At 68.6% G+C, this 19,526-nt stretch carries 17 protein-coding genes; 7 read left to right on the plus strand and 10 right to left on the minus strand.

What is annotated here, in order from left to right:
- Positions 1 to 125: 125 nt before the first annotated feature.
- On the plus strand, positions 126 to 1,973 hold the full coding sequence (locus SGCZBJ_RS05195; RefSeq protein WP_101716961.1) for a DUF4153 domain-containing protein: 1,848 nt from the start codon (positions 126 to 128) through the stop codon (positions 1,971 to 1,973).
- A gap of 10 nt (positions 1,974 to 1,983) precedes the next feature.
- Here SGCZBJ_RS05195 and SGCZBJ_RS05200 read toward each other — a convergent pair whose 3' ends face one another.
- The 4 genes from SGCZBJ_RS05200 to SGCZBJ_RS05215 form a co-directional block, all read right to left on the minus strand.
- Positions 1,984 to 3,777: an ABC transporter ATP-binding protein gene (locus tag SGCZBJ_RS05200; protein WP_101716962.1), complete on the minus strand. Its 1,794-nt coding sequence runs from the start codon at positions 3,775 to 3,777 to the stop codon at positions 1,984 to 1,986.
- 368 nt (positions 3,778 to 4,145) lie between these two features.
- Positions 4,146 to 4,499, minus strand: coding sequence for a VOC family protein (locus SGCZBJ_RS05205; RefSeq protein WP_101716963.1), 354 nt, complete (start codon positions 4,497 to 4,499; stop codon positions 4,146 to 4,148).
- Between the two features lie 43 nt (positions 4,500 to 4,542).
- Positions 4,543 to 5,202, minus strand: a complete 660-nt coding sequence (locus SGCZBJ_RS05210; protein WP_101716964.1) for a class I SAM-dependent methyltransferase — start codon at positions 5,200 to 5,202, stop codon at positions 4,543 to 4,545.
- A 202-nt stretch (positions 5,203 to 5,404) separates the two neighbouring features.
- Positions 5,405 to 6,352 (minus strand): fatty acid desaturase family protein, encoded by a 948-nt coding sequence (locus SGCZBJ_RS05215; protein ID WP_101717250.1) that lies wholly within the window; start codon positions 6,350 to 6,352, stop codon positions 5,405 to 5,407.
- A gap of 74 nt (positions 6,353 to 6,426) precedes the next feature.
- Here SGCZBJ_RS05215 and SGCZBJ_RS05220 point away from each other — a divergent pair, with 74 nt between their 5' ends.
- Positions 6,427 to 6,768, plus strand: a complete 342-nt coding sequence (locus SGCZBJ_RS05220) for a lysozyme inhibitor LprI family protein (RefSeq protein WP_101716965.1) — start codon at positions 6,427 to 6,429, stop codon at positions 6,766 to 6,768.
- Positions 6,769 to 6,975: 207 nt separating this feature from the next.
- Here the strand turns inward: SGCZBJ_RS05220 and ubiA are convergent, their stop codons facing one another.
- Positions 6,976 to 7,902 (minus strand): 4-hydroxybenzoate octaprenyltransferase, encoded by a 927-nt coding sequence (gene ubiA / locus SGCZBJ_RS05225; protein ID WP_101716966.1) that lies wholly within the window; start codon positions 7,900 to 7,902, stop codon positions 6,976 to 6,978.
- Positions 7,903 to 8,005: 103 nt separating this feature from the next.
- Between ubiA and SGCZBJ_RS05230 the strand changes: the two genes are divergently transcribed.
- The 3 genes from SGCZBJ_RS05230 to SGCZBJ_RS05240 all read left to right on the plus strand — a co-directional run bounded on the left by SGCZBJ_RS05230 (position 8,006) and on the right by SGCZBJ_RS05240 (position 10,356).
- On the plus strand, positions 8,006 to 8,464 hold the full coding sequence (locus tag SGCZBJ_RS05230) for a hypothetical protein (protein ID WP_101716967.1): 459 nt from the start codon (positions 8,006 to 8,008) through the stop codon (positions 8,462 to 8,464).
- 91 nt (positions 8,465 to 8,555) lie between these two features.
- Positions 8,556 to 10,016, plus strand: a complete 1,461-nt coding sequence (locus SGCZBJ_RS05235) for a catalase (protein WP_101716968.1) — start codon at positions 8,556 to 8,558, stop codon at positions 10,014 to 10,016.
- 82 nt (positions 10,017 to 10,098) lie between these two features.
- Complete coding sequence (locus SGCZBJ_RS05240) at positions 10,099 to 10,356, plus strand: hypothetical protein (RefSeq protein WP_101716969.1); 258 nt, start codon at positions 10,099 to 10,101, stop codon at positions 10,354 to 10,356.
- A 121-nt stretch (positions 10,357 to 10,477) separates the two neighbouring features.
- On the opposite strand, the gene SGCZBJ_RS05245 is transcribed toward SGCZBJ_RS05240, so the two are convergent.
- Positions 10,478 to 11,338 (minus strand): NAD-dependent epimerase/dehydratase family protein, encoded by an 861-nt coding sequence (locus SGCZBJ_RS05245; RefSeq protein WP_101716970.1) that lies wholly within the window; start codon positions 11,336 to 11,338, stop codon positions 10,478 to 10,480.
- 35 nt (positions 11,339 to 11,373) lie between these two features.
- On the opposite strand from SGCZBJ_RS05245, the gene SGCZBJ_RS05250 reads away from it, so the two are divergent.
- Together SGCZBJ_RS05250 and SGCZBJ_RS05255 are read left to right on the plus strand one after the other, a co-directional pair.
- A complete protein-coding gene (locus SGCZBJ_RS05250; RefSeq protein ID WP_101716971.1) occupies positions 11,374 to 11,721 on the plus strand; it encodes an MmcQ/YjbR family DNA-binding protein in 348 nt (115 codons plus the stop codon).
- A gap of 41 nt (positions 11,722 to 11,762) precedes the next feature.
- Positions 11,763 to 12,602: an aldo/keto reductase gene (locus SGCZBJ_RS05255; RefSeq protein WP_101716972.1), complete on the plus strand. Its 840-nt coding sequence runs from the start codon at positions 11,763 to 11,765 to the stop codon at positions 12,600 to 12,602.
- 199 nt (positions 12,603 to 12,801) lie between these two features.
- Here the strand turns inward: SGCZBJ_RS05255 and odhB are convergent, their stop codons facing one another.
- The 4 genes from odhB to sucC form a co-directional block, all read right to left on the minus strand.
- Complete coding sequence (odhB, locus tag SGCZBJ_RS05260) at positions 12,802 to 14,019, minus strand: 2-oxoglutarate dehydrogenase complex dihydrolipoyllysine-residue succinyltransferase (RefSeq protein ID WP_101716973.1); 1,218 nt, start codon at positions 14,017 to 14,019, stop codon at positions 12,802 to 12,804.
- A 108-nt stretch (positions 14,020 to 14,127) separates the two neighbouring features.
- Positions 14,128 to 17,091, minus strand: coding sequence for a 2-oxoglutarate dehydrogenase E1 component (locus tag SGCZBJ_RS05265; protein WP_101716974.1), 2,964 nt, complete (start codon positions 17,089 to 17,091; stop codon positions 14,128 to 14,130).
- A gap of 278 nt (positions 17,092 to 17,369) precedes the next feature.
- On the minus strand, positions 17,370 to 18,254 hold the full coding sequence (gene sucD, locus SGCZBJ_RS05270) for a succinate--CoA ligase subunit alpha (protein ID WP_058348626.1): 885 nt from the start codon (positions 18,252 to 18,254) through the stop codon (positions 17,370 to 17,372).
- A 2-nt stretch (positions 18,255 to 18,256) separates the two neighbouring features.
- Positions 18,257 to 19,456 carry an ADP-forming succinate--CoA ligase subunit beta gene (gene sucC / locus SGCZBJ_RS05275; protein WP_101716975.1) on the minus strand — a complete coding sequence of 400 codons (1,200 nt, stop codon included), beginning with the start codon at positions 19,454 to 19,456 and terminating at the stop codon, positions 18,257 to 18,259.
- Positions 19,457 to 19,526: the final 70 nt, after the last annotated feature.

The following is a 19,526-nucleotide window of genomic DNA, read 5'->3' on the forward strand; positions in this document are numbered from 1 at the left end:
ACCTAGGGGTGGGCGTGCGTCGGGGCAAGGCGTCGGGATGGGTGAAGCGGCAAGCTTCGCCCTAGTCGCGCCGCGATAGGCGTGCTCCCTTGCGGGCGCCTTCCAGAGTTGAGCGAAACGACGCCATGACCGATCCCGCGCCCGAGACCGCCGATCCCAAGGCCGTGCGCCGCTTGGCGATGCTGCGCCTGGCGACGGGCCTGGCCCAGGGCCTGCTGCTGTTTTGCCTGGACCACGCGCTGCAGGCCAAGGCCTGGCCGGCCACCCAGCCGGCGGTGTTCGCCGCCATCGCCGCGGTCGCGATCTTCGTGCCGTTCGTGGTGCTGGCCGGCCTGTCGACCATGCGCCTGAGCCGGCTGGCGGCCTGGAAGCTGGTCGCGGTGCTGGTGGCCGCCGGGCTGGCCGCCTACGCCGTCCACAGCGGTCAGGCCGAGATCCGGCCCCGGTCGGTGATCCCGGAGGGCGTGGCGATGCTGGCGATCGCCGTCCTGCTGTTCATCGGCCATCATCTGGTGCAGCCGGCCGAGATGGAGCGCCGGCCGATCGCGCGCTTCACCACGTATTTCGACGAGACCTGGAAGCACGGCGTGCAGCTGGCGCTGTCGGCCCTGTTCACCGGCGCGTTCTGGCTGCTGCTGCACCTGGCCTCGGCCCTGTTCTCGATGATCGGCATCGAGGCGATCAACAAGCTGATCGACCAGCCGTGGTTCTCGTGGCCGGCGACGGCGGTGATGTTCGCCGCCGCCGTGCAGCTGACCGACGTGCGCGCCGGCCTGGTGCGCGGGGTGCGGACGGTGTCGCTGACCCTGCTGGCCTGGCTGCTGCCGCTGATGGTGCTGATCGCCGCCGGCTTCCTGGCGACCCTGCCGTTCAAGGGGCTGGACCTGCTGTGGGCCACCAAGAAGGCGGCGGCCCTGCTGCTGACGGCGGCGGCCTTCCTGATCGTGCTGACCAACGCCGCCTATCAGGACGGGACCGAGCGGCCGCCGACCGTGCTGGCCTGGGCGGCGCGGATCGCCGGCCTGCTGCTGGCCCCTATCACGGTGCTCGCCGGCTACGCCATCTGGCTGCGGGTGAACCAGTACGGCCTGACCCCCGAGCGGGTGTACGGCGGCGCCTGTGTCGTGGTCGCGGCGGGCTATGCGATCGGCTACGCGATCGCGGCCCTCAAGCCCGGCGCCTGGATGAAGCCGCTGGAGGCGACCAACATCGCCCTGGCCTTCGTGGCCGTCGCCGTGCTGCTGGCGCTGTTCACCCCGATCGCCGATCCGGTGCGGCTGTCGGTGAACAGCCAGGTGGCGCGGTTGGAGAGCGGGAAGGTCAAGCCCGGGGCCTTCGACTTCGAGTTCCTGCGGTTCGGGTCCGGCCCAACGGGAAAAAAGGCGTTCGACGCGTTGGAGCAACACGCCGACCCGGCGATCGCCCAGGCGGCCAAGGCCACGCCGAAGACCTACTTGGAGGCTTCTGCGCGGCGAGTGGTAAAGAGGCAGGAGCCCTCCATTATCGAGCGCAACAAGGGCGTGCTCGCCCGTGCGCAGATGCTGCCAGCCGGCCAGGTCTTGCCGGCCGACTTCGCGACCCAGTTCACCAGCCCCGGAGCTCTGCCGCTCGCAGGGTGCGACTATGATCCGGACAGCTGGTGCATCGCCACCCTCGTCGATATCGACGCCCAGGGTGGGCCCGAGCTGCTGATGTCGAGCGGCCCGGACATCGTCATCTACCGTCGGGGTGCGGCCAGGTGGGAGGAGTATGGGCAGGTTGGCCTGTCAGAGTGTCCGACCTACAACATCCGCGACGTCTTCGCGGCCGGCCAGTTGAAGCCGCTGCCGCCGTCGCTGCCCGACCTGGAGATCGCCGGCCAGCGCCATCACATGACGCTGGGCCAGATGGGCTGCGAGCGCAGGGAGCCGCCGCCGGCCAAGCTGGCTCCGCTGCCGGAGAAGAGGGGCGGCGGCAAGTCGTCAACCCGCTGATGGCGGCGCCCTAGGCGCCCTCGCTGACCGCGTTCAGCCGGGCATAGACCCCGCCAGCGGCCTTGAGGTCGGCGTGGCGGCCTTCCTCGACAACGCGGCCGTTCTGGAACACCAGGATCCGGTCGGCGCCGCGCACGGTCGACAGGCGGTGGGCGATGACGATCGTCGTGCGGCCCTGCATCAGGGCCTCGGCGGCTTCCTGCACCAGGGCCTCGGTCTCGACGTCGAGCGACGAGGTGGCCTCGTCCAGAACCAGGATCGGGGCGTCGGTCAGGAAGGCGCGGGCGATGGCCACGCGCTGGCGCTCGCCGCCCGACAGCTTGATGCCGCGCTCGCCGACCAGGGTGTCGTAGCCATGCGGCAGCTTGAGGATGAAGTCGTGGGCGCGGGCCTTCTTGGCGGCTTCCACGACCTGGTCGAAGGTCGCGTCGGGGCGGCCGTAGGCGATGTTGTCGAGCAGGGAGCGGTGGAACAGGGCCGGGTCCTGCGGCACCACGGCGATGGCGCGGCGCAGGGACCCTTGCGTCACCCGGGCCACGTCCTGGCCGTCGATCAGGATCCGTCCGCCTTGCAGGTCGTGCAGGCGCTGGATCAGCTTGACGAAGGTCGACTTGCCCGAGCCCGTGGGGCCCACCAGCGCCACCTTCTCGCCCGGCGCGATGTCCAGCGAGAAGCGGTCGTACAGCGGCGCGCCGGCGTTGCGGTAGGCGAAGGTCACGCCCTGGAAGGCGATCTCGCCGGGGCCGGGGACGAAGTCGGGCGCGCCCGCCTGGTCGGCGATCTGCGGCGACAGCGTGGCCCAGGCGGCGGCGTCCTCGCTGTCGTCCAGGCCCTTCTGCAGCATGCGGATGTTCTCGCCCATGTTGCGCAGATAGCCGCTCATCAGGAGGAAGGCGGTGATGGCGAAGGCGACGTCGCCGGGGCCGGCCTGGCCTTGCAGCCAGCTCCAGACCATCGCGCCCGACAGGCCCGCCTGTAGGACCACCAGCAGCAGGTTCTGGCCCAGCCAGACGTCGGTGAAGCGGTTCCAGGTGACCATCACCGCGTCGCGCCAGGCGGCGGTGACCTGGGCCAGGCGCTCGGTCTCGCGGCCTTCCGCGCCGAAGGCCTTGACGGTCGGGTTGGAGGTCACGGCGTCGGCCAGGGCCCCGCCGATGGCGGAATCCAGGGCGTTGGACTTCAGGTTGGACGGGCGGACATAGCGCTCGGTGATCCACAGGTTCACCGCCAGGTACAGCACCACCACGACCAGCGAGATGGCGCCGGCCAGGGGCTGGCGCACCAGCATCATCACTGACAGGCCGACCAGCACGATCAGGCTGGGCACGAGCCAGATGGTGAAGGCGTCGGTGACGCTGTCATAGCCCCACATGGCGCGGGTCAGCTTACGCACCGTGGCGCCGGCGAAGCTGTCGGCGTGCCAGTCGGACGAGAAGGCTTGGACGCGGGCGAAGCCCTCGTTGGTCATCTCTTCCATGTTGCGGGCGGCCAGCGGAATCCAGAACCGGTGCGCGACGTTACGGATCAACGAGAAGGCCAGGTAGACGCCGACGAAGGCCGCCCAGGCGCCCCAGGCCTGGTCCTTGTGGCCGGCGGCGACCACGTCGATCAGCTTGCCCGAGGCCCACGGCAAAGCGAGGTCGAAGGCCACCGCCACCAGGGTCAGGCTCACGCCGGCGGCGAAGATCGCTTTGCGGCGCAGCCAGAACCGCGCCAGGAAGCCCAGCACCTGGCCGTTGGACAGCGCCCGGCGCTTGCCGCCGCCCCCGTCCCCCTGGTCGTCCGTGTCGTCGAAATCGCTCATGGGCGGCTAGATAGGCCTGTTGCGGCCGATAAGGAACGTCCTGCCGACAGGCTGCTGCCAGGAATTGGCGGTGGGGGCCTTGCCCCTCCCCCGCTCGCGGGGGAGGGGGACCGCGAAGCGGTGGAGGGGGCGGGACTGGGCGCCGTGCCGGCCGTCGCCCCCTCCGTCACGGCGCTTATAGCGCCGCGCCACCTCCCCCGTTTTACGGGGGAGGTGCAGGGAGGCGGCCCGAAGCGACTGACTACGGCCAACTCTACGAAAGCTGAGACCGTCCCCCCCGGCCCTCCGGGCCACCTCCCCCAGAGGGGGAGGATTTATCGCCGTGAATGCTCCCCCTCAGGGGGAGCTGCCGCGGAGCGACTGAGGGGTCACTCGAACCCGGTGGCGCTCCAGACGGCCAGTTCGTTGCCGGCCGGGTCGATGAAGTGGAAGCGGCGACCGCCGGGGAATTCGAAGATCGGCTTCACCACCACGCCGCCGGCGGCGACCACCTTGGCCTCCATGGCTTCGAGGTCGTTGGCGTAGAGGATGACCAGCGGCTTGGCCGGCTCTTCGGTGATGTCGCCCACGAAGCCGCCGTCGGCGCCCTGGCCCTCGAAGGCGGTGTAGCCGGGGCCGTAGTCGGTGAAGCTCCAGCCGAAGGCGGCGGCGTAGAAGGCCTTGGTCGCCGGCAGCTCGCCGCCCGCCCATTCGATGTAGTCGATCTTGCCGTCTTCGCGCATGGGCGTGCTCCTCGAAATGTTCTTATTATGTTCTAGGTGGGGCTCAGGGCAGAGTCCAGACGCTGGTGCGCTTGATCGCCAGGTCTTCCAGCTCGCGGGTGGTGGGCACTTGGTACTCGGCCAGCTTTTCCAGGCCGTCCTTGGGGAAGTAGGTGCGGCCCGGATCGCCGACCAGCACCGTGGCCCCGGCCGCGCGGCCCTTCCCCAGCCAGGCCATGACGGCGGCCGCCATCGGCCCCTCGTAGCAGATGTCGCCGGCCAGCAGCACGTCGGCCGGCGGCGGCGGGGCGTCGAGCAGGTTGGCGTCGGTGAAGGCGATCTCGACGCCGTTGGCCGCCGCGTTCATGGCCACGGCCGCCTCGCAGAAGACGTCGATGTCGGCCGCCAGCACGCTTTTGGCGCCCGCCTTCATCGCCGCCACCGCGACGATGCCTGAGCCGGTGGCGAAGTCGATCACGGTCTTGCCGCGCACGATTTCGGGGTGGTCCAGAACATAGCGCGCCAGGGCCTGGCCGCCCGCCCAGGCGAAGGCCCAGAACGGCGGCGGCAGGCCGATCTCTTCCAGCGCCTCTTCCGTCAGCTTCCACAGCGGCGTGATCTCGTCGGCCAGGTGCAGCACCAATTCCGGCGCGTGCGGCGTGGGCAGCAGGCGGGTGTTCTCGGCGATGAAGGCCCGGCGGCCTTCCAGGGTCTGGACGATCATGGGGCGGGTTAGAGCATTGGTGCGGCGGCCAGACCAGTAGGGCGCCAACCTATCCGCCCGTCATTCCCGCCCTTGTGGCGGGAACCCCTGGTTCCGCTCGCACGCGAGGCGCCAGCGGATCGCCTGCGATCCGCCACATCTGCCCTTGCGGCTTATGGAGGGGTTCCCGCCACAAGGGCGGGAATGACGGGAAAATATAGGGTCAGGCCGCCTTCCCGGACGCCGCCTTCAGCACCGTCAGATAGCCCGGCGCGGTCAGCATGCCCTCGGTCAGCCCCTTTTCCCGCAGCAGCCGGTGGGCGCGGGGCAGGTTCCAGCAGGGCACGTGCATGAACAGGTGGTGCTCGGCGTGGAAATTGACGTGGTAGGGCGCGACCAGGGCGCGTTCGAGCCAGTTGGCGCGGGTGGTGCGGGCGTGGCGGAACGGGTCGGGCTCGTCCTTGGCCACCAGGGCGTGCTCGGCGATGTTGCGCAGGCGGGTGACGAGCGGGAACCAGGTGGCCATCGGCACGATCCAGAGCGCCAGCCAGGCCCACCACAGGCCCGCGGCGCTCAACACCACGAGCATGGCCAGGTTGATCAGCAGGAACCGCTTCTGGCCCGCCGCCGCGCGGGCGAAGATCGCGCCGGGGGCCTGGCCGTGGCCGCGCTGCTTCAGGCCGGCGATGATTGGTCCCAGCCGCTGCTTGAAGAAGGTCTGGCCCGTGAGGTCGCGGACGATCTTGCGGCGCAGCGAGGCGCGGGTGGTCGGGAACGGCGCCGACAGCACGAGGTCGGGGTCTTCCGCCTGCTGGGCGAACTTGTGGTGGGTCAGGTGGTAGGGGCGGTAGCTGCTGAGCGAAGCGCCCAGGGGCGCGGCGCACAGCCACTCGCCCAGCCAGTCGTTGAGCTTGAGGTTGGGGTGCAGGCCGCCATGCGCGGTCTCGTGCATCAGGATCGCCAGGCCCAGCTGCCGCGCGCCGATCAGCATGACCGCCACGAGATAGGTCAGCGGGTTGGGCCAGATCACGAAGAGGGCGCCGGCCGCCAGGATCACGCCCCAGGCGTGGGCGACCATGGCGATCCCGCGCCAGGACGAGCGCGCCGACAGGCGAGCCCATTCCTCGGGCGCGAACAGCTCCTGCGGCTTGATGCGGGCGGCGACGGCCATGGAACGGATCATCGCACATTCAGGTTCTGGCCGACAGAATGCCGTTAGGTCAGGTCTGTTTCCGGAGAGTTTTCATGCGCTTGCTCGTCGCCGCCGCCCTTGTCTCGCTTGGTCTCGCCGGTGGCGCCCACGCGGCCAGCTTCGACTGCGCCAAGGCCAGGCGGGCCGACGAGCGGGCGATCTGCGCGGACCGGGGGCTCGACAACAAGGACGTGCGGATGAGCGTGCTCTACGACATCAACAAGCGCACCATGGGCATGGGCGCGCGCGGGGCGCTGATGGACGGCCAGCAGGCCTGGCTGAACGACCGCGCGAACTGCAAGGCCAACCGCGCCTGCCTGAACCGGGCCTACGACCGCCGACTGGGCGAGCTGGAGCGGTCGATGGAGCGGATCTATCGGGCGGGACCGTTCTAGGAGCCTCCCCCTGTGGGGGAGGCGATCGCGCAGCGATCGGTGGGGGGAGTGGCTGCGAAGTCGGCCGACGCCTCGAAAGCTGAGAAGCCCCCCTCCGGCCCTCCGGGCCACCTCCCCCAGAGGGGGAGGATTTCTTGGCGCCGGCGCTCCTTGAAGATGCTCCCCCTCTGGGGGAGCTGTCGGCAAAGCCGACTGAGGGGCCTTCCCTCAGAACCCCGCCGGGCTCCACAGCCCCGCCACCAGGGCCAGGACCAGGATCGCGCCGGCCTGGGCGTTGGACTTGAAGATCTTCAGCGCGCCGGGGCCGTCGTCGACGCGCACGGCCACGGCCTGGCGCGACAGGTGCAGGCCGAAGAGGCCCAGCAGCGGCAGGAACAGCGGCCCCAGGCCCCCGACCCATGCGGCGGCCAGCGCCAGCACGAAGGCCAGGACGTAGAACACCGCCACGCCCTCGCGGACCTTGGCGCCCAGGCGCCGGGTCGACGACTTCACCCCGGCCAGGGCGTCGTCCTCGATGTCCTGGATGGCGTAGATCGTGTCGTAGCCCAGGGTCCAGAAGATGCCCGAGGCGTAGAGCAGGGCGGCCGACCACGACAGGGTGTGGGTGGCGGCGGCGTAGCCCAGGAGGGTGCCCCAGTTGAAGGTCAGGCCCAGCCATGCCTGCGGCCACCAGGTGATGCGCTTCATGAACGGATAGCCGGCCACCAGCAGCAGCGAGGCCACGCCCAGGCCGATGGCGACCCAGCCCAGGCAGATCAGAATGAGGAAACTCGTCAGGCTGCATCCCACCAGGAACAGCCAGGCCTGCTTGACGGTGATCAGGCCGGCCGGGATCGGGCGCAGGGCGGTGCGGGCCACCTGGGCGTCGAAGTCGCGGTCGACGATGTCGTTGAAGGCGCAGCCGGCCGCCCGCATCAGCGCCGCCCCCACGAAGAAGGCGATCAGCAGCCAGGGATTGGGCAGCTGGCCCTGCTCGGCCGCCGCCAGGGCGATGCCCTGCCAGCCGGGCAGCATCAAGAGCCAGATGCCGGCCGGACGGTCGAACCGCCCCAGCTTCAGCCAGGGACGCAAGGACACGGGCGCGTAGCGGTCGACCCAGTTGGCGGCGGCGGCGTCGGGCAGGATGGCGGTCATGGCGGAGGCTTAGCGCCCACCGATGGCGCTCTGCAACCTGTCGCGCGCCGGGCGGATCGGCTAAGGGTCGATACAAGCTCAACCATGTGGAGATCGCGAGCCCATGTCGCCCTGTACCGGCCTTGTCCTGCGTGCGCCGCTGCACGGCGATCCCGTCGTCGAGACGGCCTTGCTGGCGGTGCGCGACCGGCTGCTGAAGGCCAGCGTGAACTGGGCCAGCGTCCGCGACGACCAGGTCGTCTTCCGCCAGACCTACTTCCCCACGGCCGGGCGGCCTGGAGGGATCGGCGGCGGGCTGTTCAGGGGCTTCAAGCGGGGCGTGATCAGCATCGAGCCAGAGCGGGGCGAGACGAGCCTTGTCCTGCGCCTGCACCGGATGTGGTCCGGCGAGTTGCTGGGGCTCGTGGGTTTTCCCGTCATGGTCTGGTTCTCCAGTCGCGAGCTCGCGCCGTTCGCGGCGGGATTCTCGCTGCTCCTCTTGGCCCTGGTCCTGATCGGGGTCGGCGTCAGGCGGGTACGGATGCAGCGCTGGCTGGAGGCGACGGTGAACCAGCTTCCATAGACAATTTCGATTTCGACGCAAAAAACGAACGATTAGATCAATAGATCCATCTGCGGCACCTTCAGGGTCAAGGCATGACCAAGAGGCGCAGATGACCCGAGACACCCTGACCACCACGGCCGGCGCGCCCGTCGCGGACAACCAGAACAGCCTGTCGGCCGGCCCGCGCGGTCCTCTGCTGATGCAGGACTACCAACTGATCGAGAAGCTGGCGCACCAGAACCGCGAGCGCATCCCCGAGCGTGTCGTGCACGCCAAGGGCTCGGCGGCCTACGGCACGCTGACCATCACCCACGACATCAGCCGCTACACCAAGGCCAAGGCCCTGCAGCCGGGCGCCCGATCCGAGGTGCTGCTGCGTTTTTCCACCGTGGCCGGCGAGCGCGGCGCGGCCGACGCCGAGCGCGACGTGCGCGGTTTCGCCCTGAAGGTCTACACCGACGAGGGCAACTGGGATCTGGTGGGCAACAACACCCCGGTGTTCTTCATCCGCGACCCGCTGAAGTTCCCCGACTTCATCCGCACCCAGAAGCGCCACCCGGTGTCGAACCTGCGCTCGCCGACGGCGATGTGGGACTTCTGGAGCCTGAGCCCCGAGAGCCTGCACCAGGTGACGATCCTGTTCTCGGACCGCGGCCTGCCGCAGGGCTATCGCCACATGCACGGCTTCGGCAGTCACACCTACAGCTTCATCAACGCCGCCAATGAGCGGGTGTGGGTGAAGTTCCACTTCAAGTCCCAGCAGGGCGTCCGCACCTGGACCAACGAAGAGGGCAATGCGGTGATCGCGGGCGACCGCGAGAGCGCCCAGCGCGACCTGTTCGAGGCCATCGAGGGCGGCGAATACCCCCGCTGGTCCCTGAAGGTGCAGATCATGACCGAGGCCCAGGCGCGCGAGACGGCCTTCGACCCGTTCGACCTGACCAAGGTGTGGCCCCATGCCGACTTCCCGCTGATCGAGGTCGGCGTGCTGGAGCTGAACCGCAATCCGGACAACTATTTCGCCGAGGTCGAGCAGAGCTCGTTCTCGCCGTCGAACATCGTGCCCGGGATCGGCTTCTCGCCCGACAGGGTGCTGCAAGGCCGGCTGTTCGCCTATGCCGACGCGCACCGCTACCGGGTGGGCACGCACTACGAGGCGCTGCCGGTCAATCGTCCGCGCTGCCCGGTGAACCACTACCACGCCGACGGCGCCATGCGCTTCGACGCGCCGAAGCGGACGCAGGCCTGGTACGAGCCCAGCAGCTTCGGCGGGCCGGTGCAGGAGCCGTCCGCGGCCGAGCCGCCGCTGCCGCTGTACGGCGACGCCGACCGGTTCGATCACCGAGCGGGCAATGACGACTACGCCCAGCCGGGGGCCCTCTTCCGGCTGATGAGCCCGACCCAGCAGGCCCAGCTGTTCGGCAACATCGCCGCGGCCATGCAGGGCGTGCCGGAAGCGATCGTGCGTCGCCAGCTGGTCCACTTCCACCGCGCCGACCCGGCCTATGCCGCCGGAGTCGCTTCGAGACTGGGGATCGCGTTCGACGCGGCCCCCATCGCCGCCGAGTAGACGCTCGCTCGGCGGCCCGAGGAGGACCGCCACCCGCCCAGCCCCCGGCGGTCCTCCTCCACCCCATGAAAGGAGACATCCGATGACCCGTCCCGACCCGATCTCGAACCGCATCGCCGGCTACGGCCTGCTGGCCCTGGGCCTGGCGGCGGGCGTCGTCCTGCCGCATCCGGCCACCACGGCCCTGTGGTCGGCCTCGGCCCGGGCGTTCCGCCGCGCTGGCGACGAGGCGATGGTCTCGCGCCTGCTGTCGACGACGAAGTTCGGGCCGCGGATCCGCCGTGGCCTGAAGCGGCCGACGGCGGGGATGCTGTATTATGGAAGGGCGGGGTTGGCTTGACGCCTGCGCAGGCCCCCTCAGTCGCTCCGCGACAGCTCCCCCAGAGGGGGAGCATCTTCTTGGCTCGGCGTCGTTAGATCCTCCCCCCTTTGGGGGAGGTGGCCCGGAGGGCCGGAGGGGGTCAGAACCGCGGCCTGAAATCCCGCGGCGACCACCCGAAATCCCTGACGGCGTCCGAGGCGTCGAACGTCAGATCCTGGCTCATGCGCGCGCCCATGGCCGCCGTGGCTCCTGGGAAGAACGGCCTGGCCAGGGTCAGCAGCAGGGAAAACAGCCAGGGCGGTAGAACCAGGATGGCCGGGCGCCGGCCCAGGCCCTCGAACACCCGGCGGGCCATCTCGCGATAGGGCAGGGTCTCGCCGCCGACCAGGGCGTAGGCCCGGTCGAAGGCGGCCGGGGCCGTGGCGGCGGCGATGGCCCCCGCGGCCAGGTCGTCGGCGTGCACCGGCTGGCGCAGGCCCCCGCCGGATCCCGACAGCGGCAGCACCTTGAAGCGGCGGATCAGGCCGGCCAGCCGGCTGACATTGCCGTCGCGGCCCTCGGCATAGATCAGGGTGGGGCGCAGGATGGTCCAGGCGACGTCTTGCTCCGCGCAGAAAGCCTCGACGGCGGCTTCGGCGTCGGCCAGGGCCTTGGCCACGGCGCGCTCGGAGGCCTCGGGCGAGGTCTCCTTGGTGAAACGGCTGGTCGAGGAGAAGGCCACCAGGCGCTTCATGCCGCGCGCCTTCAAGAGCGGCAGCACGGCCGGCAGCAGCCAGATCGGCGACAGGGAGAACACCGTGGCCGCGCCGGGCAGCTGTTCGGCCAGGTCGCCGCCCTTGAGGTCGGCGTCGATCCAGCAGGCGTCTCCACCCGGAGGTCTCCGCGAAAGCCCCATGGGCTCGTGGCCGGCGGCCTGCAGCCGCTCCATCAGGAAGGTTCCGATCAGGCTGGTGGCGCCCAGCACGAGGATCGGCGTCTTCAGGGTGTTTTCCGCGCTCATGGTCCCTCTATAGTCGCGCCAGGGGAGCTTCGCCCATGCCCATCACCTATGACGAGGTCCGCGCGTTCGCCTTGGCCCTGCCGCTGGTCGCGGACGGGACGTCCTATGGCTATCCCTGCCTGAAGGCGAACGGCAAGTTCCTGACGCGGCTGAAGGAGGACGGCGACAGCCTGGTGCTGCCCGGCGTGCCGTTCGACGAGCGCGAGATGCTGATCGAGGCGGCGCCCGAGGTGTTCTATTTCACCGACCACTACCGGAACTATCCGATGGTGCTGGCGCGGCTGTCGGCGGTCGAGGCCGGGACGGTCAAGCGCCTGATCGAGCGTCACTGGCGCGCCTGCGTGCCGAAGAAGGTCGCCAGGGCCCATGACGAAGGCCTGTGAGGGCGCCTATATCCGCCTGACCAGATTTTGCGGAGCTTTCCATGTCGAACCCCACCCCCGGCGTCCGTTCGGGCGATGTCGAGATCCCCGCCATCGGCCTGGGCACCTACCAGCTGGAGAACGGCCTGGCCCAGACCATGACCGAGCAGGCGCTGGAGCTTGGCTATCGGCATGTCGACACCGCCCAGATCTACGGCAACGAGCAGGACGTCGGCGCTGCCCTGGCGGCGACGGGCGTGGCGCGCGGCGAGATCTTCGTCACCACCAAGGTGTGGATCGACAAGTTCGCCGAGGGCGACCTGCAGCGCTCGGTCGACGAGAGCCTTAGGAAGCTGCGGGTCGACCAGGTCGACCTCCTGCTGCTGCATTGGCCCAAGCCCAAGCCGGCCTTGTCGGAAACCATCGCCGCCCTGAACGCGGTGAAGGCTGACGGCCGCGCGCGGGCGATCGGCCTGTCGAACTTCCCCTCGGCGCTGTGGGAAGAGGCGGCCAAGCTGTCCGAAGCCCCGCTGGCCACCAACCAGGTCGAGTACCACCCCTACCTGTCGCAGAAGACCCTGCGGGCTGCGGCCGACAAGCTGGGCGCCTCGATCACCGCCTGGTCGCCCCTGGCCCAGGGCAAGGTCGCGGGCGATCCGGTGCTGAAGGCGATCGGCGAGAAGTACGGCAAGACGCCGGGCCAGGTGACCCTGCGCTGGCAGGTGCAGCAGGGCGTGGTCACCATTCCGCGCACCAAGAACCCGGCTCGCCTGGCCGAGAACTTCGCGATCTTCGACTTCGCCCTGACCGACGAGGAAATGGCGGCGGTCTACGGCCTGGCCCGTCCGGACGGCCGCATCGGCGACTGGATCGACGCGGCGTTCAGGTGGGACGCGGAATGAGGACCCTCCCCCCCATGGGGGAGGAGACCGCGTAGCGGTCGGAGGGGGGCGTAGTCGGGAAATCGGCCGTCGTTTCGGGAGCTGAAACCGTCCCCCCTCCGGCTCTCCGGGCCGCCTCCCCCAGAGGGAGAGGATCTTCTGACCAAAGAAAAAGGGGCCGCTTTCGCGGCCCCTTCGTCGTTCTGGATCGAACCGGACCTTACAGGTCCAGCAGCAGGCGCTGCGGGTCTTCCAGGGCTTCCTTGACCTTGACCAGGAAGGTCACGGCGCCGGCGCCGTCGACGACGCGGTGGTCGTACGACAGGGCCAGGTACATCATCGGACGGATCTCGATCTTGCCGTTGACGACCATGGCGCGTTCCTTGATCGCGTGCATGCCCAGGATGCCCGACTGCGGCGCGTTCAGGATCGGGGTCGACATCAGCGAACCGTAGATGCCGCCGTTGGTGATCGTGAAGGTGCCGCCCTGCATGTCCTCGATGGCCAGGCCGCCGGTGCGGGCCTTCTTGCCGAGGTCGCCGATGGTCTTTTCGATCTCGGCCAGGTTCAGCACGTCGGCGTCACGGACGACCGGAACCACCAGGCCCTTGTCGGTGCCGACGGCGACGCCGATGTCGTAGTGGTTCTTGTAGATGACGTCCTGGCCGTCGATCTCGGCGTTGACGTCCGGGATCGCCTTCAGCGCGGCCACGACGGCCTTGGTGAAGAACGACATGAAACCGAGTTTCACGCCGTGACGCTTTTCGAACACGTCCTTGTACTGGGCGCGCAGGGCCATGACCGCCGTCATGTCGACCTCGTTGAAGGTCGTCAGCATGGCGGCCGTGTTCTGGGCTTCCTTCAGGCGGCGGGCGATCGTCTGACGCAGGCGCGTCATCTTCACGCGCTCTTCGCGTTCGTGCAGGGCGCGCGGCGCGGCCGGAGCGGCGGCCGGAGCCGGGGCGCTGGCGCGGGCTTCCAGGGCGGCGAGAGCGTCGCCCTTGGTCACGCGGCCGTCCTTGCCGGTGCCGACGACCTTGGACAGGTCGAGGTTGTTTTCGGCGGCGACGCGGGCCGGGGCCGGGCTGACCGGAGCGGCGGCCGGGGCGGCAGGGGCCGCAGCGGCGGGAGCCGGAGCCGGGGCGGGCGCCGGAGCAGCGGCCGGGGCCGGAGCGGCGGCGGCCGGAGCGGCCGAGGCGGTCGCGCCTTCGGTCACCACGCCCAGGACCGTGCCCGGAACCACGGTGGCGCCTTCCTCGGCGCTGATCGCGGCCAGGACGCCGTCGGCCGGCGAGACCACTTCGAGGCTGACCTTGTCGGTTTCCAGCTCGACGAGCAGCTCGTCCTTCTTCACGGCCTCCCCGGCCTTCTTGGTCCAGCGGGCGACCGTCGCTTCGGTGACGGATTCGCCCAGGGCGGGGGTCATGATGTCGGCCATGTCAGGTTCCGATGTCTCTTTGATCTGGCGGTCGGGGGTCTAAACGAACTTAGGCCGCCGCGCCTATCGAACAAGTCCGAGGGCGCGGCGGCTTGAAGGTTGGTGCTCTTAGGCGAAGGCTTCGGTGAGGAAGGCTTCGAGCTCCTTGAGGTGGCGGCTCATCAGGCCGGCGGCGGTCGAGGCGCTGGCCGGACGGCCGACGTAACGGGCCCGCTTGGCCTTGATGTCCATCTTGTCGAGGGTCAGCTCGATCCACGGATCGACGAAGGTCCAGCCGCCCATGTTCTTCGGCTCTTCCTGCACCCACACCAGTTCTGCGTTCTTGAAGCGGTTCAGGACGCCCATGACCGACTTCATCGGCCAGGGATAGAACTGCTCCAGGCGCAGGATGTAGACGTCGTCGCGGCCGGTCTTGGCGCGCTGGTCGATCAGGTCGAAGTAGACCTTGCCCGAGCACATGATGACGCGCTTGATCTGGTCGTCGCTCTTCAGCGTGATCCCGCCGACGTCGCAGCCGGCTTCGGCGCCGTCCACCATCACGCGGTGGAAGGCGGTGCCTTCGGCCAGGTCCGACAGGTTCGAGACGGCGCGCTTGTGGCGCAGCAGGCTCTTGGGCGACATCACGATCAGCGGCTTGCGGTACTCACGGTGCATCTGGCGACGCAGGGCGTGGAAGTAGTTGGCCGGCGTGGTGCAGTTGACGACCTGCATGTTGTCTTCCGCGCACGACTGCAGGAAGCGCTCGAGGCGGGCCGAGCTGTGCTCGGGGCCCTGGCCTTCGTAGCCGTGCGGCAGCAGCATCACCAGACCGCTCATGCGCAGCCACTTGCGTTCGCCCGAGCTGATGAACTGGTCGATCACCACCTGGGCGCCGTTCACGAAGTCGCCGAACTGGCCTTCCCACAGGGTCAGGGTGTTCGGGTCGGCCAGCGAGAAGCCGTACTCGAAGCCCAGCACCGCTTCTTCCGACAGGGCCGAGTCGATGACTTCGTAGTTGGCCTGGCCGGGGCGGATGTTGTTCAGCGGCGTGTAGTGCTCTTCGGTCTTCTGGTCGATGACGTCGGAGTGGCGCTGGGTGAAGGTGCCGCGGACCGAGTCCTGGCCCGACAGGCGAACCGGGAAGCCTTCGTCGAGCAGGGTGGCGAAGGCCATGTGCTCGGCGGCGCCCCAGTCAAGGCCTTCGCCCTTGGTGAAGGCGTCACGACGGTTCTCGATCGCGCGGCGCACGGTCTTGTGGGCGTCGATGCGTTCCGGGATGGCCGTGATCTTGGCGGCCAGTTCCTGCAGCTTGGCGAGCGGCACGTCGGTCTTGCCGCGGCGCTCTTCGTCGCCCGGCTGGGCCAGGCCCTTCCACTTGCCGTCCAGCCAGTCGGCCTTGTTGGCCTTGTAGCTCTTGCCGGACTCGAATTCCTTGTCGAGGAAGGTCTCGAACTCGCCGACCCAGGCGTCGGACTCGGCCTGGCTGATCTGGCCTTCGGCGATCAGGCGGTTGGCGTACAGTTCGCGCGTCGAGGGGTGGCCCTTGATCTTCGCGTACATCAGCGGCGACGTCATGGTCGGATCATCGCCTTCGTTGTGACCGAAGCGACGGTAGCAGACCATGTCGATGACCACGTCCTTGCCGAACATCTGGCGATATTCGGTGGCGACCTTGGCCGCGAACACCACGGCTTCGGGATCGTCGCCGTTCACGTGGAAGATCGGGGCCTCGACCATCAGGGCCATGTCGCTGGGGTACGGCGACGAGCGCGAGTAGCGCGGGCTGGTGGTGAAGCCGATCTGGTTGTTGACGATGAAGTGGATGGTGCCGCCCGTGCGGTAGCCCTTCAGGCCCGACAGGGTGAAGCACTCGGCCACGACGCCCTGGCCGGCGAAGGCCGCGTCGCCGTGCAGCAGCAGCGGCAGGACGTGGCCGCGGCCGGCGTCCGGGGTTTCGCGCAGCAGGAAGGCCTGCTTGGCGCGGGCCTTGCCGATGACGACCGGGTTGACGATTTCCAGGTGCGACGGGTTGGCGGTGAGCGACAGGTGGACCTTGTTGTCGTCGAACTCACGGTCCGACGAGGCGCCCATGTGGTACTTCACGTCGCCAGAGCCTTCGACGTCGGAGGGGACCGACGAGCCGCCTTGGAATTCGTGGAAGATCACGTGGTAGGGCTTGCCCATCACGGCGGCCAGCACGTTCAGGCGGCCGCGGTGCGGCATGCCCAGGACGATGTCCTTCACGCCCAGCGAACCGCCGCGCTTGATGATCTGTTCCATGGCCGGGACCATGGCTTCGCCGCCGTCGAGGCCGAAGCGCTTGGTGCCGGGGAAACGCTTGTGCAGGAAGCGTTCAAAGCCTTCGGCCTCGATCAGCTTCTTGAGGATGGCGACCTTGCCTTCCTTGGTGAAGACGATTTCCTTGTCGCGGCCTTCGATGCGCTCCTGAAGCCAGGCCTTCTCGGCCGGGTCGGAGATGTGCATGTACTGGACGCCGACGTTGCCGCAGTAGGTGCGGCGCAGGATCGACAGGATCTCGCGGATCGTGGCGGTCTCCAGACCCAGCACGAAGTCGAGGAAGATCGGGCGGTCGTAGTCGGCCTCGGCGAAGCCGTAAGTGGCCGGGTCGAGCTCGCTGGCGTCCTTGGCGGGATCCAGGCCCAGCGGGTCGAGGTTGGCGGCGAGGTGGCCGCGCATCCGGTAGGCCCGGATCATCATGATGGCGCGCAGGCTGTCCAGCGTGGCGGCGCGGACGGCTTCGGCGGAAGCGCCGGGGGCCTTGCCCTCGACGGCCTTGGCGATCTTGGCTTCGACGGCGGGGGCGACGCTGGCCCACTGGCCGTCAAGCGCCGAAAGCCAGTCGGGGCGGGCGGCGGGAACGCTCTTGGGCGTCCAGGCCGGGTCCTTGGCGGCGCGCTTGACCTGGTCGGCCTGCTCGGCGAGCGAGGAGAAGAAGGCGTTCCAAGAGGGCTCGACCGACCCGGGGTTCTCCGCCCACTGGGCGTAGAGATCCTCAACAAATGCGGCGTTCGCGCCGTAGAGGAAGGAGGTCTCGGTCAAGACCTGATTGATGATGCCTGCGTCGTCCGCCATCGTCTTCGCCTCGATGCTCGCCCGCCGAGGCCATCCGGCGGGATCACGAGCTCGTTTCAAACATGAAGCGCGACGACCGGTTGGCCGCTATCCATTTTCGGCCGCTGCGCTTCGGATCCGTTTACGGGACCGGTTTAGACACCGGTCCCGTAAATATAGTCTCTCAATCTCCCGTCGCCCGCGCCTTGCGGCGGGCCCAGGTGATTTTTTCGGATCGTCGACTGGCGGTCGCAAAAAACCTGGGCCCCGCGCAGGGCGGGGTTTCGGTAGTCTAGTCTTTAGCCCTTGAGGACTTCGAGCAGGGTCTCGCCCAGCTTCGCCGGCGACGGCGAGACGCGGATGCCCGCTTCTTCCATCGCAGCGATCTTGTCCTCGGCGCCGCCCTTGCCGCCCGAGATGATGGCGCCGGCGTGACCCATGTGACGGCCCGGAGGCGCCGTGCGACCGGCGATGAAGCCGACCATAGGCTTCTTGCGGCCGCGCTTGGCTTCGTCCTTCAGGAACTGGGCCGCTTCTTCTTCGGCCGAGCCGCCGATTTCACCGATCATGACGATCGACTTGGTGGCTTCGTCGGCCAGGAACAGTTCCAGCACGTCGATGAACTCGGTGCCCTTGACCGGGTCGCCGCCGATGCCGACGGCCGTGGTTTGGCCCAGGCCCGCGTTGGTGGTCTGGAACACGGCTTCGTAGGTCAGGGTGCCCGAACGCGACACGACGCCGACCGAGCCTTCCGAGAAGATCGAACCCGGCATGATGCCGATCTTGCACTGGTTCGGGGTCAGGACGCCGGGGCAGTTCGGGCCGATCAGGCGCGACTTGGAGCCTTGCAGCGCCTTCTTCACGCGCACCATGTCCAGCACCGGGATGCCTTCGGTGATGCAGACGATCAGCGGGATTTCCGCGTCGATGGCTTCCAGGATCGAGTCGGCCGCGAAGGGCGGCGGAACGTAGATCACCGAGGCGTCGGCGCCGGTGGCTTCCTTGGCTTCGCCGACGGTGTCGAACACCGGCAGGCCGATGTGCGTCTGGCCGCCCTTACCGGGGGTGACGCCGCCGACCATCTTGGTGCCGTAGGCGATGGCTTGTTCCGAGTGGAACGTGCCCTGGGCGCCGGTGAAGCCCTGGGTGATGACCTTGGTTTCAGAACCGATGAGGATCGACATGATTAGCGAGCACCCTTCACGGCCGCGACGATCTTCTCGGCGCCGTCAGACAGATCGTTGGCGGCGATGACGTTCAGGCCGCTTTCCGAGATGATTTTCTTACCCAGTTCGACGTTGGTGCCTTCCAGGCGAACGACGAGCGGGACGGTCAGGCCGACTTCCTTCACGGCGGCGATGACGCCTTCCGCGATGATGTCGCAGCGCATGATGCCGCCGAAGATGTTGACCAGGATGCCCTTCACGGCCGGATCGGCGGTGATGATCTTGAAGGCCGCGGTGACCTTCTCCTTGGACGCGCCGCCGCCGACATCGAGGAAGTTGGCCGGCTCGGCGCCGTACAGCTTGATGATGTCCATGGTGGCCATGGCCAGGCCGGCGCCGTTGACCATGCAGCCGATTTCGCCGTCGAGGGCGATGTAGGCCAGGTCGTACTTCGAGGCTTCGATTTCCTTGGGGTCTTCTTCGCTCTCGTCGCGCAGGGCGCGGATGTCCGGGTGGCGGAACAGCGAGTTGCCGTCGAACGACAGCTTGGCGTCCAGGACGCGCAGGTGGTCGTCGGCGGTGACGATCAGCGGGTTGATCTCCAGCATCGCCATGTCCTTGGCCAGGAACGCCGTGTAGAGCTGCGTCAGCAGCACGGCGGCTTCCTTGGCCAGGCCGCCGGTCAGGCCCAGGGCCTTGGCCAGCGCGCGCTGGTGGGTCGGCCACACGCCGGTGGCGGGGTCGATCGAGAACGAGTGGATCTTCTCCGGCGTGGCGTGGGCCACGTCTTCAATGTCCATGCCGCCTTCGGTCGAGGCGACCACCGAAACCATCGAGGTTTCACGGTCGACCAGCAGCGACAGGTAGAATTCCTTGGCGATCGCCGCGCCTTCTTCGATGTAGAGGCGGTTGACCTGCTTGCCCTTGGGGCCGGTCTGGTGCGTCACCAGCACGCGGCCGAGCATTTCGGCGGCGTTGGTCTTGACGTCCTCGACCGACTTGACGACGCGGACGCCGCCCTTGGCGTCGGGGCCGAGGCCCTCGAACTTGCCCTTGCCGCGGCCGCCGGCGTGGATCTGGCTCTTCACGACGAAGACCGGACCGCCCAGCTTCTCGGCGGCGGCGACGGCTTCATCGACGGTGAACGCCGCGAAGCCACGCGGGACGGGGGCGCCGAACTCCGCGAGGACGGCTTTGGCTTGATGCTCGTGAATGTTCATGAGGGGACCGGTCTTCCGCGACGGTTCTTGAATGTGGCGGCGTTATAGGAGCGTGATTTCGCAGGCGCAA

The organism is Caulobacter zeae, from assembly GCF_002858925.1.
Taxonomy (GTDB): Bacteria; Pseudomonadota; Alphaproteobacteria; order Caulobacterales; family Caulobacteraceae; genus Caulobacter; species Caulobacter zeae.

What these genes read in the sequence shown, in the direction of transcription:
- SGCZBJ_RS05195 (WP_101716961.1), top strand. Translation starts at nt 126, where the DNA reads ATGACCGATCCCGCGCCCGAGACCGCCGATCCCAAGGCCGTGCGCCGC.
- SGCZBJ_RS05200 (WP_101716962.1), bottom strand. Translation starts at nt 3,777, where the DNA reads ATGAGCGATTTCGACGACACGGACGACCAGGGGGACGGGGGCGGCGGC.
- SGCZBJ_RS05205 (WP_101716963.1), bottom strand. Translation starts at nt 4,499, where the DNA reads ATGCGCGAAGACGGCAAGATCGACTACATCGAATGGGCGGGCGGCGAG.
- SGCZBJ_RS05210 (WP_101716964.1), bottom strand. Translation starts at nt 5,202, where the DNA reads ATGATCGTCCAGACCCTGGAAGGCCGCCGGGCCTTCATCGCCGAGAAC.
- SGCZBJ_RS05215 (WP_101717250.1), bottom strand. Translation starts at nt 6,352, where the DNA reads ATGGCCGTCGCCGCCCGCATCAAGCCGCAGGAGCTGTTCGCGCCCGAG.
- SGCZBJ_RS05220 (WP_101716965.1), top strand. Translation starts at nt 6,427, where the DNA reads ATGCGCTTGCTCGTCGCCGCCGCCCTTGTCTCGCTTGGTCTCGCCGGT.
- ubiA (WP_101716966.1), bottom strand. Translation starts at nt 7,902, where the DNA reads ATGACCGCCATCCTGCCCGACGCCGCCGCCGCCAACTGGGTCGACCGC.
- SGCZBJ_RS05230 (WP_101716967.1), top strand. Translation starts at nt 8,006, where the DNA reads ATGTCGCCCTGTACCGGCCTTGTCCTGCGTGCGCCGCTGCACGGCGAT.
- SGCZBJ_RS05235 (WP_101716968.1), top strand. Translation starts at nt 8,556, where the DNA reads ATGACCCGAGACACCCTGACCACCACGGCCGGCGCGCCCGTCGCGGAC.
- SGCZBJ_RS05240 (WP_101716969.1), top strand. Translation starts at nt 10,099, where the DNA reads ATGACCCGTCCCGACCCGATCTCGAACCGCATCGCCGGCTACGGCCTG.
- SGCZBJ_RS05245 (WP_101716970.1), bottom strand. Translation starts at nt 11,338, where the DNA reads ATGAGCGCGGAAAACACCCTGAAGACGCCGATCCTCGTGCTGGGCGCC.
- SGCZBJ_RS05250 (WP_101716971.1), top strand. Translation starts at nt 11,374, where the DNA reads ATGCCCATCACCTATGACGAGGTCCGCGCGTTCGCCTTGGCCCTGCCG.
- SGCZBJ_RS05255 (WP_101716972.1), top strand. Translation starts at nt 11,763, where the DNA reads ATGTCGAACCCCACCCCCGGCGTCCGTTCGGGCGATGTCGAGATCCCC.
- odhB (WP_101716973.1), bottom strand. Translation starts at nt 14,019, where the DNA reads ATGGCCGACATCATGACCCCCGCCCTGGGCGAATCCGTCACCGAAGCG.
- SGCZBJ_RS05265 (WP_101716974.1), bottom strand. Translation starts at nt 17,091, where the DNA reads ATGGCGGACGACGCAGGCATCATCAATCAGGTCTTGACCGAGACCTCC.
- sucD (WP_058348626.1), bottom strand. Translation starts at nt 18,254, where the DNA reads ATGTCGATCCTCATCGGTTCTGAAACCAAGGTCATCACCCAGGGCTTC.
- sucC (WP_101716975.1), bottom strand. Translation starts at nt 19,456, where the DNA reads ATGAACATTCACGAGCATCAAGCCAAAGCCGTCCTCGCGGAGTTCGGC.